The following is a 15762-nucleotide window of genomic DNA, read 5'->3' on the forward strand; positions in this document are numbered from 1 at the left end:
GGACTGTAGGGCGATTTGTCGACTGGGTCATGCCTTGTTGTCGACTTGTCCCCAGGTCGAGAAGCGGCCTGTGGATAACTTCTGTGGATAACGACAATCGGCAGGTACGACCGGCCTAGAAGCGGCCGTCCTGGCACCGCGCGACCCAGTCCGCCGCCGTGACGAACTCGTCGTCGGAGGTGCCCAGCCGCGGTGGCCGCACATCCCCCGGCCGCATGTCCGCGCGCGGGTACGAGCCGAGGTAGCGCACCTGGAGGCAGATCCGCTTCAGGCCCATCAGGGCGTCGGCCACCCGGCGGTCGGAGATGTGGCCCTCGGCGTCGATGCAGAAGCAGTAGTTGCCGATGCCCGCGCCGGTCGGCCGGGACTGGAGCAGCATCAGGTTGATGCCGCGCGTGGCGAACTCGCCCAGCAGGTCGCGCAGACCGCCGGGGTGGTCGTCGCGCTGCCACAGCACGATCGAGGTCTTGTCCGCACCGGTCGGGGCGGCGGGCCGGGCGGGCCGGCCGACCAGCACGAACCGCGTCTGGGCGTTCTCCGCATCGTGGATCCCGGTCTCCAGCGCCTCCAGGCCGTAGCGGGCGGCGGCGAACTCACCGGCGAAGGCGGCGTCGTACTGACCCTCCTGGACCAGCCGGGCGGCATCCGCGTTCGAGGCGGCCGACTCCCAGTGCGCGTCCGGGAGATGCTTCTTCAGCCAGTTGCGCACCTGCGGCTGTGCGGCCGGGTGGGCGGAGACGGTCTTGATGTCCGACAGCCTCGTGCCCGGGCGGACCAGCAGCGCGAAGGTGATCGACAGCAGGACCTCGCGGTAGATCATCAGCGGGGCGCCGGCGACCAGCTCGTCGAGGGTGGTGGTGATGCCGCCCTCGACGGAGTTCTCGATCGGCACGAACGCGGCCTCGGCCTCGCCGGCGCGTACCGCGTCGAGCGCGGACTGGACGGACACGTACGGGATGAGCTCCCGGGTGGCGGCCTCGGGAAGCGTGCGCAGGGCGACTTCGGTGAAGGTGCCCTCGGGGCCGAGATACGCATAGCTCGCTGGCATGACCTCACCCTAATGGGCCCGCGGAAGCGCTATCCCTCACAAGCCCGCCCCTGGAGTGAACTCTCACCCCTCCAGCAGCTTCTGCCCCACATACTCACCCTCCGTGGCCCCACCCGGCACGGCGAACAGCCCGCTCGACTCGTGCCGGATGAACTGCGACAGGGCGTCGCCGCGGTCGAGCTTGCGCTGCACCGGCACGAACCCGCGCAGCGGATCGGCCTGCCAGCAGATGAAGAGCAGACCCGCGTCCGGCACCCCGTCGCCGTCGATGCCGTCGTGGAAGGAGAACGGGCGGCGGAGCATCGCCGCCCCACCGTTCTGATCGGGCCGTGTGATGCGGGCGTGGGCGTTGATCGGGACGACCGGATTGCCCTTGGCGTCCGTCTTCTCCAGGTCCATCGCGGTTGTCTCGGTGCCCCCGGACAGCGCCGCTCCGTTGGACTTGCGGCGCCCGATCACGTCCTCCTGCGCCGTTACGGGGAGCTGCTCCCAGTCGTCGAGGAGCATTCGGATCCGGCGTACGACAGCGTAGGAGCCGTTCGCCATCCAGGCCGGTTCGCCCTTCTCGGGGACGAAGACGCGCTGGTCGAAGTCCGCTTCGCTCGGCTTCGGATTCCGGGTGCCGTCGATCTGGCCCATGAGGTTGCGGGCCGTCATGGGGTGGGAGGTGGCGCCGGGTGAGCGGTTGAAGCCGTTCATCTGCCAGCGCACCCGGGCCGCACGGCCCGCGTCCTTCTGGATGGCGCGCAGGGCGTGGAAGGCGACCAGGGCGTCATGGGCGCCGATCTGCACCCACAGGTCGCCGTCGCTGCGGTTCTTGTCGAGCTGGTCGGAGGAGAACTCGGGCAGCGGGTCGAGGGCGGTCGGGCGCTGCTTCTCCAGGCCCGTCCGGGCGAAGAAGCTGTGGCCGAAGCCGAAGGTGATCGTCAACGACGAAGGGCCGGCGTCACGGGCCACGTCGGTGTCGTCGTGAGGGCTCGGCTCACCCGCCATCAGCCGCCGGGCCGTCTCCGACCAGCGACGCAGCAGAGCGGCGGCTTCCCTGCGGCCGGCGCCTGCCGCCAGGTCGAAGGCCACGAGGTGGCCGCGGGCCTGAAGACCGTCGGTGATGCCGGGCTGATGTTTCCCGTGAAACATCGCCCGGCCTGTGCCGAGCGAGGTCAGCGGAGCGGCGGCTTCGGAGGGGGCGGCGGCGTAGCCCACGGCGGCGCCCGCCGTGCCGAGGACGAGGCCGGTGGCACCGGCGGTGCCGAGCAGCCGCCGCCGTGAGATGGCCTCGTGGGCGGAGGGCGCTTCGCGCTCCCCGGTGGTGGCCTCAGGGGTGCGGGCCTTCGGAAGGGACTGTTCAGGCATGGTCGTTCAGCCGATCTGAGCGTTCTTGGAGACGGTCACCTCGTCGATGTCGGAGGTCCGCACGGTCACGTCGACCTTCCAGTCGCCGGCCATGGGGATCTGCACTCCGTTCGCCGACCAGTGTCCGGTAGCGATGTGGTCGGGGACGACGGGCAGAGGCCCGATGTCCTTGGTTTCGAGGGTGAACGCGACCTTCACCTCGGGGATGTCGAAGGCCCGGCCGTTGGGCCGTTCCACGTAGACGTGCATCTCGTTGTCGCCCACGCGCGCGGGGTCGATGTCGATGGTGACGATGCCCTTGCCGTCCTCGCCGCCGGTGTCGAACGGCATGTTCAGGGTCAGCGCCCCGGACGCGCCCGTGTCGGCGGTGGAGGAAGCGGCGGACGAGGTGGCTGCCTGGGCCTCCTGCTCGGTGCGGCCCGGCTCGGTCTGCGTCAGGACGGTGGTGACGGCGAGCAGCACCACCGCGATGCCGGCCTCGGCCAGCACGGAGCGCCGCAGCCCGAAGCGGTTCGGGTCGGCGTCCCGCATCCGCTTGTGCCGCGCGGCATCCCGGGCGGCCTGCTGGCGGGCGAGCTGCGCGGCGCGTTCGCTGTCGGCGGGCTCGGAGCCGGGCCGCTCACCGGTGCCGGTGTCGGGACCGGTGTCGCCCTCGCGCGCGTCCGAGGCGTCGACCTCGTCGCCGGCCGCGGCGCTGTCCGCCCCCGCTCCGACCCGCTCCTTCTCCCGTACCGCCGCTGCCTCCACCGGTGCCGTATCCGCCAGCCGTCCCGTCCACCGGCGCGAGGTCCACGCGACGCCGACCAGGACGACCGCGAGGGCGATCTTGGCCAGCAGGAGCTGGCCGTAGCGGGTGTCGGTGAAGGCCGACCAGGAGCCGAGCTGGCGCCAGGACTGGTACGTGCCGGTCGCGATCAGGGCGAGGACGCTGCCGAAGGCGAGCCGGGAGAAGCGGTGCACGGCCGCGGTGTCGAGGGGCGTGTCGGCGGGCGCGCCGTACAGGGCGACCAGCAGCGCGCCCAGTCCGCCGAGCCAGGCGGCGACGGCCAGCAGATGGAGCACGTCGACCGGCATGGCGATATCCGCCTGGAGACCGACCGAGGCGTGTTCGGACATAGCCCAGCTCGCCGCCAGACCGGCCGCCACCACGATGCCGCCGATCGAGAGCCCGAAGGTCAGGTCCCGCTTCTCCTGGGCGTCCTCCCGCTTGTCGTACGCCCCGAACAGCACGGCGATGAAGAGTGCCGCTGCCGCGAGCAGCAGCAGCCGGGACACCAGGGCCGCCCCGCTCTTGGTCTGCAGCACCTGCCCGAGCAGGGACAGGTCGAAGATGTCGGAGACCTTTCCGGAGCCCGTGAAGGAGCCGCGCAGAAGCAGCAGGGCGAGGGTCGCCGCGGTGAGCGCGACCCAGCCGGAGACGACGAACCGCTGTACCGGCCGCACCCCGGAACCGCGCCGCCAGCAGGCGAGCACGAAGGCGGCGCCGCCGGCCATCACGATGAACCCGGCGTACGACACGTACCGCCCGAAGCCGTACAGCCAGCCCACGACCCCGTCGTCCGCCGACTGCCCGGAGACCGACACGGAGGTCTTGGAGGGGGCGCCGATGGAGAAGGTGTAGGCACCGGCGACAGGATGGCTGTCCGCCGAGACGACCTGGTAGGCCACCGTGTACGTGCCGTCGGGCAGTCCCGAGTGCAGCGGCACGGCGTACGTGGTGCCGCTGACGTTGGCCGGCTTGCCCGTGTCGACCCGCTTGCCCTCGGGGTCGAGCACGCGCAGCGAGTCGTCGGACAGCGCCACCTGCTCGGAGAACGTGAGCGAGATCCGGGCCGGTGCCTTGTCGACCACCGTCCCCTGTCCGGGGTCGCTGCCGGTCACCGCGGCGTGCGCGGAGGCCGGGCCGGCTCCGGCGAGGAGTGCGCAGGCCGCGGTCAGGAGCAGCAGTACCAGTGTCCGGACGCGGGGGGCGATGGTCTGCGTCACAGGAGTCCCTCCCTCAGTGTCCGGTCGTGGGCGTGTAGGTCGCCGGCTTCACCGGCATCTCGACCTTCACGGGGGCGGAGTGGGCGAAATGCAGTTCGACGGGTACCGTCTGGCCTTCCTTCGGCTTGTCCTTCAGCTGCTCGAACATCAGGTGGTCACCGCCGCTCCTCAGCTCCAGCCGGCCGCCCGCGGGGATCTTGAGGCTCTTGACCTCCCGCATCGCCCCGCCGACGGTCTCGTGCACGGTGACCTGCCCGGCGACGCCGCTGGTGACCGAGGTCAGCTCGTCGTCGGCGCCGCCCTTGTTGGTGACGGTCAGGAAGCCGGCCGCCATGTCGTCGGACACCGGCTGCGGCATGTACGCGGCGCCGACGGAGAGTTCCGCCTTGCCGGAGCCGCTGTCGCCGCCCGAGTCCGAGCCGCCGCAGCCCGCCAGGGCCAGTGCCCCGGCTATGACGAGGGCCGCCGGGCCGATGCGCCTCACGGGTTCTCCCCCTTGATGATCTCGGGGAGGTCCTTGGTGTAGTCGTCGACGGTGGCGTCCTCGCCGTAGAGCACATAGCCGGCGTCGGTCTTCGGGGAGAACGCGATGACCTGGGTGCCGTGCTCGGAGACGAGCTTGCCGTTCTTGTCCTTCTTGGTCGGCTCGATGGAAATGCCGAGGGTGCGGGCGCCGGCCTGGATGGTCGCGAAGTCGCCGGTGAGACCGACGAAGGTGGAGTCGATGCCCTTGAGCCACTTGCCGAGCTCGGCCGAGGTGTCGCGCTCGGGGTCGGTGGTCACGAACACCACGCGCAGCTCGTCCTGCTCGGCCTTGGGCAGCTGCTTCTTGGCGACGGCGATGTTGTTCATGGTCAGCGGGCAGACGTCGGGGCAGTGGGTGTAGCCGAAGTAGACCAGCGTGGGCTTGCCCGCGGTCTCCTTGCGGAGGTCGTACTTCTTGCCCTGTGTGTCGGTGAGGACCAGGTCCGGCTTCTCGAACGGCTTGTCGAGGACGGTGGCGGCCTTGTCGGTCCCGGGCGCCTCCGACACCACGGAGACGGGCTTGTCGCTGTCGCCGCCGCTGCCGCAGGCGGTCAGGGTCAGGGAGGCGGCGGCGAGCAGAGCCGCCGCGGCGAAGGTCTTGGTGCGCATAGAAGAATGTCCCAGATGTCGGTTACCCGGCGCGCACCGGGGTGCCCCGCACGAGGCGGGGGGCCGGTGCGCGCCGGCAACGGATGCGGCCTCAGGCGTCGGCGCGCCGGCGGCCGGCGAGCACGCCGTAGGCGACACCCGCCGCGCCGACCACGATGCCGACGATGCCCAGGACGCGGGCGGTGGTGTCGGTGCCGTCGGAGGAGGCGGAGTCGGAGGCGGCCGTCTCGGCGGAGGCCTTCTCGGCCGACTTGGCGTCGGAGTCGTCACCGGCCGCGTCGTGGTGCCCGTCCTCGGAGGTAGCGGACAGCTCCAGCACCGGGGCCGGGTTGTCGGGCTCCTCCTGGCCCTTCTGAGGTACCTCGATCCAGCGGACGACCTCCTTGTTGGAGTACGTCTGCAGGGCCTTGAAGACCAGCTGGTCGGTGTCCTCGGGCAGGGTGCCGATGGAGACCGGGAACTTCTGGAAGAAGCCGGCCCTGATGCCCTCACCGTCGGCGGTCCAGGTGACCTTGGTGACGGCCTCGGAGATCTTCTTGCCGTGCATCTCCAGCGGCTTGTCCAGCGTGGACTTGGTGACCTTGATGTCCCAGCCGGGCACCGGCTCCGGCATCACCGAGGCCAGCGGGTGGTCGGTGGGGAAGTTGACCTCGAGCTTGGTGGTCGAGGCGTTGTCACGCTCGTTGGGGACCTTGAAGTCCACCACCGCGTAGCCGCCCTTGGCGGCCGTGCCCTCGGGCTGCACGGTGACGTGCGCGAAGGCGGGGGCGGACAGGGCGAGAACGGTGACACCGGCGGCGGCACCGGCCGCGGCGATACGGGAAGCCTTCATGGAAGGAGCACTCCGCTGTGATTCGGTCTGGATGTGGAAGGAGGAATGCGCGCACACGCGCGTGCCGCACGACGACGGCCTCCTCCGCGGGATCCAGGGTCCGGGGATCCGGAGGTCCGGGGGGTCCGGGGCTCCCGGAGAGGAGGCCCGGGGCGTCCCGGAGCGGAAGTGGTGGTGGTCGCGTCGCGTCAGGCGGCGAGGGCGAGTGCGGCTGCGGAAGCCGTGCCGGCCGGCGGGCCCCGCCGGATCACCGTGTGCTGGAGGGCCGGGGTGCGCGGCACCGGGGGCACGGGCCGCGCGGCGCACACCGGGCGCGGGCGGGCCTCCGGAACTCCCGGGAGCCCGGCGCACAGGGCGCGCACCAGTGCGAGGGCGGCCCGCAGGGAGCGCACGAGCGCCCCCTCGGCGACACCCTGCGCCGACAGTTCGGTGAGCCGCTGCAGCGCCAGATCGCCGTGGCGCAGCAGCCAGCCGGCGGCGAGCGCCGCGAGGAGGTGACCGAGCAGCATTGGCAGGGACGGCCACAGCGAGGCCGAGGAGTACACGGCGTCCGAGGCCGGATGCGTGTGCGTCCCCGGGGACGGCTGGACCCGGGCTTCGGTGAGGATCCTCTGGGCCTGCGCCGGGCTGATGGCCGCAGCCGTCGTGCCGCAGACGAACCGCGCGGCCTGCTGGACCAGCGTGGCATCGCTCCCGCCTGCCGGTACCGAGGATGTGACGGCGGCCGTACCGTGCTGGCCGAGGCCGAACAGTGTGTGCAGCACCGTCTGGCCGACCGCGAGCAGCGCCGTGATTCCCGCCAGCGAGCGCATGCGCCCGGCCAGCGGAGCCGCCACCGTGACCACCCCGAGGAACCCGGCGCCCAGCGTCCACAGGGGAATGCCGTCGCAGGAGGCGAGCGCGTGACCTGCCCCGGCAAGCACGACGCAGACCGCGGCGAACACCGCGGCCCGCAGGATCCGGAGCGTGTGTCCGGAGCGCGTCGCGCGCGCGTGGGGGGCAGTCATGGCGGGCTCATCATCGCACTGGCCCCGCACGCCCCGTGCGGCAGGTCCATAAGATGCCGTACGACCGGAACGTCATGCTCTGGCCCCACGCGCCCCCGGATGCGCCGATGTCCGCCCCCACATACACCGATCAGGACCAGCGCGCATCCGCCGTATGGGCGGCATCACGTCAACTTCGCGCTTACACACGGGCACGCAGGGCAATACGTAACGGTATGTCGAGCCGCGGCCAGGAGGCTGGAGCATGAGCATCTGGTGGTCACTCCATCTGCGGCGCGAAGCTGCGAGTGTGCCGCTCGCCCGCCGCCTGCTGATCGGCACGATGGAGACCGCGGGCGTCGACCCGGACATCTCCTACGACCTCTCCGTCGCCCTCAGCGAGGCCTGCGCGAACGCCGTGGAGCACGGCGGGGACACCGGCCGGGGACCCGGCTCGGAGGCTTACCGGGTCACCGCGTACCTGGACGGCGAGAAGTGCCGGATCGAGGTCGCCGACGCGGGCCCGGGGTTCCCCGCGGCGTCCGCCGGGCGGTCCCGCCCGCCGATCCGTCCCGCGCACACGGACGCGGAGAACGGCAGGGGGCTGGGCCTCATCGAGGAGCTCGCCGACCACGTCCACATCGGCAACAAGCCGGGCCGGGGCGGAGCCGTGGTGAGCTTCGACAAGGTCCTGAAGTGGCGCAGCGACGCACCACTGATGGCGGTCTGACTCTGGGGCCGTGCGGGCCGTGCGGGCCGTGCGGGGCCGTGCGGTGTTTCACGTGAAACACCGCCCTTGAACGGCCGTCCTCGAAACACCGCCCTACAGCGCGCCCCAGTTCACCGTCGTACGGGCCAGCCCCGCCACGTCCGTCAGCAGCGCCAGCCGCGCCGTCCGGAGCGCCGGGTCGGGGTCCATCACCAGCACCTCGTCGAAGAAGGTGCCGATGGCGTCGACCAGGGGTGCGGAGACCTCGATCAGCGCGCCGAGATCGTCCTCCCGCCCCTGCAAGGCCTCTCGCACGGCCTGCGCGCTCTCGGCCAGACGCAGCTCGGCGGGCGCGGTCAGCAGAGACAGGTCGGCCTCCTGGGCACCGCCCTCGGGCAGGATGCGCACCACCCGCTGGAACGCGGCGGCGAGCGCCTCGAACGCCTCGCTGCCGACATGCCGTTCCAGGGTGGCCAGCGTGCGATCGCCATGGGCGGGACGGTCGGCCCACACCAGTACGGCCTGCACGAGCCGGTGCTCGTGCCCGGCGTCGGTGAGCTGCTGCTCGTAGCGCCGGGTGATGAGTTCGGCGGCCTCGGCGACCCGCTCGGCGGGCACCTCGACGCCCTGCGCGGCATACCGCACGGCCGCCGCGCGCAGACCCTCGCTCACCCGCACCCCGGCCACGGCGGGCAGGCTTCGCAGCACGTTGAGCAGCCCGATGGCGGCCCGCCGCACCCCGTACGGGTCGGAGCTGCCGGTCGGTGCCGCCCCGATCAGGAACATGCCCGTCACCAGGTCGAACCGGTCGGCGAGGGACAGCACGGCACCCGCGTCCCCGGTCGGCAGGGCACCACCGGCGGAACGCGGCAGCTCCATCTCGGCCAGCGCCCGGGCGACCTCGGGTGACTCGCCGGCCCGGCGGGCGTATTCCTCCGCCATGACCCCGGCCAGTCCGGAGAACTCGATGACCATCTGCGAGGCCAGGTCGAACTTGGCCAGCGCACCGGCCCGCCGCACGACCTCCACCGTGTCCTGCGGTAGCCCGGCCCGCCCGGCCAGATCCAGGGCGAGGGAGGCGAGCCGGACAGCGCGGTCGGCGACCGTACCGAGCCGGTCCTCGAAGGTCAGCTTGTCCAGCCGCCTCCGGAATTCCTCCGGCGCCACCTTCAGGTCCGCCCGCCAGAAGAACGCGGCATCCTCGTAACGGGCCCGCAGCACCGCCTCGTTGCCCGCCCGCACCACGTCGTCGTCGCACAGGGCGTTGGCGAAGGTCACGAAGTGCGGCATGAGCCGCTCCCCGTCCAGCACCGGCAGATAGCGCTGGTGCTTGCGCATCACGGTGGTCAGGACGCTCGCGGGCAGTTCGAGGTAGCGCTCGTCGAAGGATCCCCGCACGGCGTAGGGGAACTCCAGGATGTCGGTGATCTCGTCGATCAGCCCGGCCTGGCCCTCCACATCGACGCGCCCGCCCACCTCGGCCGCCGCCTCCAGGGCGCCGCGCACGACCGCCCCACGCCGGGCCTCCCGGTCGAGCAGGATGCCGTGCATGTGCAGGAAGTGCGGGTACCCCTCGGCGGAGGTCACCCGGACCTCCGGGTAGGGGGCGTTCCGCTGCACCCGTGTCGTGTCGCTCGCGGAGAGCGAGGAGACCACCACGGGCAGAGGGGTACGGCCCAGCAGCGCGAGCAGCCAGCGCACGGGACGCGAGAACGACAGCCCCGGGTCGCTCCAGCGCATGTTGCGCCCGGCCCGCAGTCCGGAGACGACCTCGGCCAGCAGCTCGCTGAGCACCTCGACGGCCGGACGGCCCTCCTCGTGGCGGGTGACCGCCACGTACTCGACCCCGTTGACCTCGACGACCCGTACGTCGGTCGGTTCCGCGCCCTGGCTGCGGGCGAAACCGAGGAGCGCGGGAGTGGGAGCGCCGTCCTTGTGGGCAGCGGCGGCCTTGGGCCCGCGCACGGTCCGCATGGTGTCCCGCTCGCGCGGCTGCACACCGTCGACCGTGATCACGATCCGGCGCGGTGTGGCCAGCACGGTGATCGCGCCGTGCCCCAGCCGGGTCGCGGCGAGTTTGGCGGTGACCGACTCGCGCACCGCCTCGGTGGTGGCGGGGACCTCGGCGTACGGCAGTTCCTCCACGCCGATCTCGAACAGCAGCGTCTCGACGCCGGGCACCTTGGGCAGCATGCCCCGCTCGGCCGGAGCCGGTGCCGGAGCCAGTCCGAGCGGATGCTCCAGGGCGGCCCGCCGCCGCTCCCACAGCTTCGCCGTCTCGTGTGTCAGCCCGCGCATCAGCGAGAACGCCTTCGCCCGCTCGGTCGTGCTGATCGCACCGCGGGCGTCGAGCACGTTGAAGGTGTGGCTGCACTTCAGCACGTAGGTGTACGCCGGGACCGGCAGCTCCAGGTCCAGCAGGCGCCGGGCCTCGGCCGCGTACGACTCGAACAACCGGTGGTTGGTGTCGATGTCGGCGTCGTCGAGGTAGTAGCGGCTCATCTCGTACTCGTTCTGCCCGAACACCTCGCCGTAGGTGATGCCCGGGGCGTAGGCGATGTCCTTGAAGTGGGACACGCCCTGGAGATTCATCAGGATGCGTTCGAGACCGTAGGTGATCTCCACCGACACCGGGTCCAGTGCGACGCCGCCGACCTGCTGGAAGTAGGTGAACTGGGTGATCTCCATGCCGTCCAGCCAGACTTCCCAGCCCAGCCCCCAGGCGCCGAGCGCCGGCGAGGCCCAGTTGTCCTCGACGAACCGCACGTCGTGCGCGTTCAGGTCGACGCCCAGGGCGCGCAGGCTGCCCAGGTACAGCTCCTGCGGGTTGCCCGGGTCGGGCTTGAGGATCACCTGGAACTGGGTGTGGGTCTGAAGCCGGTTGGGGTTCTCGCCGTAACGCGAGTCGTCCGGCCGCACGCTCGGCTCCACGTAGGCGACGCTCCACGGCTCGGGGCCGAGCACCCGCAGTGCCGTGGCCGGGTTGGCCGTACCGGCTCCGACCTCGGTGTTCAGCGGCTGCGTGATCATGCAGCCGTTGTCGCTCCAGTACTTCTGCAGCGTCAGGATGGCGTCCTGCATGGTCAGCGCCGTCTGAACGTTCTTCATGGTGATCGCGCCCGTTCCCTGGATCGGCCCGGCAAGGTCGGCCATGATCTCATACGTCAACTACCGCTGACCTGCTGTTTCTTGACCGACCGGTCGGACGTTCCCGGCTCCTTCACAGCGGGTCCACAGCCGGTCCCCACGCTCCTGACAGCCCGGGCCGCCGGCCGCGACCACAGCGCCCTGTGCTGGTCGGACCGGACACCGCTGCCGGCCTCACGGCGATGGCCGCCACAGCCCGCCACACGGGCGAGCCACCCGGGCCCGCCTCGTTCCCGGACGCCCTCAGCCCTGTGCGGGCGCGGGGAACCGCGCGACCGGCCCCCGCACCCGCGAACGACACTCAGCCCTCGGAGGACACTTGGCCCTCGGGCGCCACTCAGCCCTTGAGGGCGGCCATCCATGCCTCGACCTCGTCGGACCGCCGAGGCAGCGCCGCACTCAGATTCCGGTTGCCGTCCTCCGTCACGAGGATGTCGTCCTCGATCCGCACCCCGATGCCCCGGTACTCCTGTGGCACCGTCAGGTCATCGGCCTGGAAGTAAAGCCCGGGCTCCACCGTCAGGCACATCCCCGGCTCGAGAACACCGTCGACGTACGCCTCGACCCGAGCCGCCGCACAGTCGTGCACGTCCATGCCGAGCATGTGCCCGGTGCCGTGCAGCGTCCAGCGCCGCTGAAGCCCGAGCTCCAGCACCCGCTCCACGGGCCCCTCGACGAGCCCCCACTCGACGAGCTTCTCGGTCAGCACCCGCTGGGCGGCGTCGTGGAAGTCGCGGTATTTCGCTCCGGGCTTGACCGCCGCGATCCCGGCCTCCTGCGCCTCGTACACGGCGTCGTAGATCTTGCGCTGGATCTCGTCGAACCGACCGTTGATCGGCAGGGTGCGCGTCACGTCGGCCGTGTAGTAGGTGTGTGTCTCGACACCCGCGTCGAGCAGCAGCAGCTCGCCCGAGCGCACGGCCCCGTCGTTGCGCACCCAGTGCAGCGTGCAGGCGTGCGGGCCGGCCGCGGCGATCGTGCCGTAGCCGACGTCGTTGCCCTCGACGCGCGCGCGGAGGAAGAACGTGCCCTCGATGTACCGCTCGGAGGTCGCCTCGGCCTTGTCGAGGACCTTCACGACGTCCTCGAAGCCGCGCACGGTCGAGTCGACCGCCTTCTGCAGCTCGCCGATCTCGAACGCGTCCTTGACCAGTCGCGCCTCGGAGAGGAAGACCCGCAGCTCCTCGTCGCGCTCGGCGGTGACCTTGTCGGTCAGGGCCGCCTCGATGCCGGCGTCGTAGCCGCGCACGACCCGCACCGGGCCGGTGGCCTCGCGCAGGGCGCCGGCCAGCTCGCGCACGTCGGAGGCGGGGATGCCGTACAGCTGCCCGGCCTCGGTGAGGGAGTGCCGGCGGCCGACCCACAGCTCGCCCTGGCCGTCCAGCCAGAACTCGCCGTTCTCCCGGTCGGAACGCGGCAGGAGGTAGATCGTCGCCTCGTGGCCCTCGTCCTTGGGCTCCAGGACCAGGACGCCGTCCTCGGTCTGGTCGCCGGTGAGGTAGGCGTACTCGACGGAGGCGCGGAAGGCGTACTCGGTGTCGTTCGAGCGGGTCTTCAGGTTGCCCGCGGGGATCACCAGGCGCTCGCCCGGGAAGCGCGCGGACAGCGCGGCCCGGCGGGCGGCGGTCTCGGCGGCCTGGGGGATGGGGTCGAGGTCGCGCAGCTCGGTGTCGGCCCAGCCGCTCTTCATGTTCTCGGCCAGCTCATCGGACACGCCCGGGTACAGTCCGTTCTTCCGCTGCTTGATCGGCTCTTCGCTCTCGTCCGGGATCGCCGGTGTGAGCTCCTCGGCCACGGTCATCCTCCTCGATACGCCACTGGACCACCGTCCACTGTACGGCGGCGCGGAAGGGGCCCCAGGGCGATGACGAGGAGCGTTACTCGAACCGGACCGCGAGGAGCACGACGTCCTCCGCACCGTCCGCCGCGTCCAGCTCCTCCGGCAGCACACGGCGCAGGACGTGGTCGGCGATCGCGCCGGGATCGCCGCGCAGGCCCCGGGGCACTCCGGCGGCCGCCGCGTGCAGCCGGGCGAAGGCGCGGTCCGTGGTCTCGCCGGTGCGGTGCAGCAGCCCGTCGGTGTAGAGCAGAACCGTCTCTCCGGGCTCGGCGAGAACCTCCACGCTCGGCGCCTCCCAGCAGGCGAGCATGCCCAGCGGGGCGGAGACGGACGTCTCGACGAACTCCGTACGGCGCTGCCCGATCAGCAGGGGCGGGCTGTGCCCGGCGCCGGCCAGTGTGATCTTGCGCGCGGCCGGTTCGCAGTAGCCGAACAGGGCGGTGGCCGAGCGGGCCGGTTCGGTCAGCCGCAGCAGCAGCTCCAGGTCGGACAGGACGGCGACCGGGTCCTCTCCCTCCATCACGGCGTATGCGCGCAGCGACGCCCGCAGCCGTCCCATCGCGGCGACCGCGCTCGGGCCCGACCCGGTGACGGATCCCACGGCGAGGCCGAGGGCGGCGTCGGGCAGCGGCAGCGCGTCGTACCAGTCGCCGCCGCCCCGCGGGCCGGTGCGGTGCCGGGCGGCGAGCTGGACCCCGGCGACCCGGGGCAGCCGCGCGGGCAGCAGCTCGTCCGACATCGTGGCCATGGACGTGCGTGTGCGTTCCAGTTCGAGGAGCCGGGCCAGGTGCTCGGCGGCGTAGCGCGCGTAGAGGCCGGCGAGGTGGCGCTGCCGTTCGCCCGGCTCGGCGGGTTCGTCGTAGAACCAGACGGCTGCGCCGAGACGGCCGGCGGTCTCGGTGGCCAGGGGGAGGGCGTAGCTGGCCGCGTAGCCCAGGCGGGCCGCGACCTCGCGGTGGCGGGGGTCGAGCCCTTCCGTGGCGAACAGGTCGGGCTCGGCGATGCCGCCCTCGCCGCCCGGCCGCCCTTCGAGGATCCGGCCGTAGGACAGGGCGCTGCGCGGGACGGTCTCGATGTGGCCGAGGTCGGCGCGGGCGAGGCCCAGGCCGGTGGTGGTGTCCGGGCCGAGTCCGTCACCGGGTTCCAGGACGACGAGGCCGCGCCGGGCGCCCACCAGGGCGGCACCGGCCCCCAGCAGTTCCGGGAGCGCCGCGTCGAGCGTGGCCGTGCGGGCCAGGCGTTCGGTGAGTTCGTGCAGGGTGGTGAGGTCGGAGACCCAGCCGGCGAGACGGTCCTGGAGCACCGCGCCGGCGGGAACCGGGGGCTGTGCGGGGGCGGCGGGAGGTGAACCCGCCGCGACGGGCGCGACAGTGTGTGCGGGCGCTGGAACCGTTGAATCGATTCCAGCCACTTTCGGAGGGTGCGGAGCGTTCATGGCGTCCGGCCTTGCAACCGGTACGTACTGCTCAAAAGCATCGCAAACCCCCATGTCATTCTGCGTCGCTAGCAGTGTCTCCACATGTACACGCACTCGTGAGGAGATGTCCAGCATTGTCCTGCCGGGATTACTGGTGTCCGTGAGGTCCGACGAACACCTCTCCTTCCTCTTGCGGAAAAGCGAAGTTGGCTGAAAACTGCCTCAGGGGACGGCTTATTGCGGTCGACTGGGCTTGCTCGACGGAGCGTCACAACGGTCGTGATGGGTACGTACTCGGTAAAGGCCAGGGGTGGTTGGGAGCCACCCGGAACCTGGTGACGGAACCGGGCGTCCTATCCACCGACGACCGTGCCCCATCCTCCCGTGGCGGAGGCGGAGAGAAATACGCGCGACGGCAAACGCCATACTTCGCCACCCCTACGCCAGGCCCCTGCTTTCGGTAGACGCAGTATGGGCGGGACGGCCGCGGAGGCAGCCCGAAGCTCGACCCACAAGGGGTTCCCCTTGCCACGAGCAGGGGTGTGATGCGCCAACAGGTACGCACAGTGAAGTGACCGACACATGATGTGATGTGGACCACCGTGTTGCCAGGCGTGCAACGGAAAGGAACGAGCGCTGATGCGCGAGATCCTCGGAAGGCGACGCAGGCTCCTGTCCCAGCGCAGCGACGGGAGGCCTGAGCTGATCGGCGCGGCCCTGACCTACGCGACTCAATGGCAGTGGCCCGTACTCCCGGGTGTGGCGGCGGACCCCGAGGGGCACTCCCGCTGCAGCTGCCCCGACCCCGAGTGCACAGTGCCCGGCGCGCACCCCTTCGACCCCGGCCTCCTCGCGGCCACCACCGACGGGCGCATGGTGCGCTGGTGGTGGGGCAACCGGCCGACGGCGCCGATCGTCATGGCCACCGGCGGCCGCGCCCCCTGCGCGGTCTCCCTGCCGGCCCTGCCGGCCGCCCGCGCGCTCAAGGCGCTCGACCGGACGGGCATGCGGCTCGGCCCGGTCGTCGCCTCCCCCACCCGCTGGGCGATCCTCGTCAAGCCGTACTCCATGGAGCAGCTCGGCGAGCTGCTCTACGCCAAGGACTTCGTACCCGGCTCGCTCCGCTTCCACGGTGAGGGCGGTTATCTGGCCCTGCCCCCGTCCGGGACGGGCCACGGCGAGATCCGCTGGGAGCGCGCGCCGCTGCCCGGCTCGGCCTCGCCGTGGGTGCCCGATGTCGAGGCCGTGGTGGACGCCGTGGTGGAAGCTCTCACTCGTACGGGTGTGAGCGCGCCCGAGTTGTAGGGCGG

Annotated in this window: 12 protein-coding genes; 2 read left to right on the plus strand and 10 right to left on the minus strand. The window is 71.7% G+C overall.

From position 1 onward, the window contains the following. Positions 1 to 115: 115 nt before the first annotated feature. The 7 genes from pheA to ABTX62_RS01655 form a co-directional block, all read right to left on the minus strand. Positions 116 to 1048 carry a prephenate dehydratase gene (gene pheA / locus ABTX62_RS01625; protein WP_352114293.1) on the minus strand — a complete coding sequence of 311 codons (933 nt, stop codon included), beginning with the start codon at positions 1046 to 1048 and terminating at the stop codon, positions 116 to 118. Between the two features lie 63 nt (positions 1049 to 1111). Then, positions 1112 to 2401 carry an iron uptake transporter deferrochelatase/peroxidase subunit gene (gene efeB, locus ABTX62_RS01630; RefSeq protein ID WP_352114294.1) on the minus strand — a complete coding sequence of 430 codons (1290 nt, stop codon included), beginning with the start codon at positions 2399 to 2401 and terminating at the stop codon, positions 1112 to 1114. Between the two features lie 6 nt (positions 2402 to 2407). Beyond that, complete coding sequence (locus ABTX62_RS01635) at positions 2408 to 4387, minus strand: copper resistance CopC/CopD family protein (RefSeq protein ID WP_352114295.1); 1980 nt, start codon at positions 4385 to 4387, stop codon at positions 2408 to 2410. Positions 4388 to 4400: 13 nt separating this feature from the next. Further along, positions 4401 to 4871 (minus strand): copper chaperone PCu(A)C, encoded by a 471-nt coding sequence (locus ABTX62_RS01640; protein ID WP_352114296.1) that lies wholly within the window; start codon positions 4869 to 4871, stop codon positions 4401 to 4403. Further along, complete coding sequence (locus ABTX62_RS01645) at positions 4868 to 5521, minus strand: SCO family protein (RefSeq protein WP_352114297.1); 654 nt, start codon at positions 5519 to 5521, stop codon at positions 4868 to 4870. Before ABTX62_RS01645 ends, ABTX62_RS01640 begins: the two co-directional genes overlap by 4 nt. A 91-nt stretch (positions 5522 to 5612) precedes the next feature. After that, positions 5613 to 6353, minus strand: coding sequence for a YcnI family copper-binding membrane protein (locus ABTX62_RS01650; RefSeq protein WP_352114298.1), 741 nt, complete (start codon positions 6351 to 6353; stop codon positions 5613 to 5615). 188 nt (positions 6354 to 6541) lie between these two features. Further along, positions 6542 to 7360 (minus strand): hypothetical protein, encoded by an 819-nt coding sequence (locus ABTX62_RS01655; RefSeq protein ID WP_352114299.1) that lies wholly within the window; start codon positions 7358 to 7360, stop codon positions 6542 to 6544. 244 nt (positions 7361 to 7604) lie between these two features. On the opposite strand from ABTX62_RS01655, the gene ABTX62_RS01660 reads away from it, so the two are divergent. Then, entirely contained in the window at positions 7605 to 8069 is a 465-nt protein-coding gene (locus ABTX62_RS01660) for an ATP-binding protein (RefSeq protein ID WP_283972274.1), read from the plus strand. Between the two features lie 93 nt (positions 8070 to 8162). On the opposite strand, the gene ABTX62_RS01665 is transcribed toward ABTX62_RS01660, so the two are convergent. From ABTX62_RS01665 to ABTX62_RS01675, 3 genes are all read right to left on the minus strand, one after another. After that, a complete protein-coding gene (locus ABTX62_RS01665) occupies positions 8163 to 11201 on the minus strand; it encodes a glycine--tRNA ligase (RefSeq protein WP_352114300.1) in 3039 nt (1012 codons plus the stop codon). A gap of 331 nt (positions 11202 to 11532) precedes the next feature. Next, positions 11533 to 12990: an aminopeptidase P family protein gene (locus tag ABTX62_RS01670; RefSeq protein ID WP_502997885.1), complete on the minus strand. Its 1458-nt coding sequence runs from the start codon at positions 12988 to 12990 to the stop codon at positions 11533 to 11535. Positions 12991 to 13072: 82 nt separating this feature from the next. After that, positions 13073 to 14587 carry a PP2C family protein-serine/threonine phosphatase gene (locus tag ABTX62_RS01675; protein ID WP_352114302.1) on the minus strand — a complete coding sequence of 505 codons (1515 nt, stop codon included), beginning with the start codon at positions 14585 to 14587 and terminating at the stop codon, positions 13073 to 13075. Positions 14588 to 15091: 504 nt separating this feature from the next. Here ABTX62_RS01675 and ABTX62_RS01680 point away from each other — a divergent pair. Beyond that, positions 15092 to 15757, plus strand: a complete 666-nt coding sequence (locus tag ABTX62_RS01680; RefSeq protein ID WP_283972278.1) for a bifunctional DNA primase/polymerase — start codon at positions 15092 to 15094, stop codon at positions 15755 to 15757. Positions 15758 to 15762 lie beyond the last annotated feature (5 nt).

The sequence above is a fragment of the Streptomyces sp. NPDC096046 genome, from assembly GCF_040303285.1.
GTDB lineage: Bacteria > Actinomycetota > Actinomycetes > Streptomycetales > Streptomycetaceae > Streptomyces.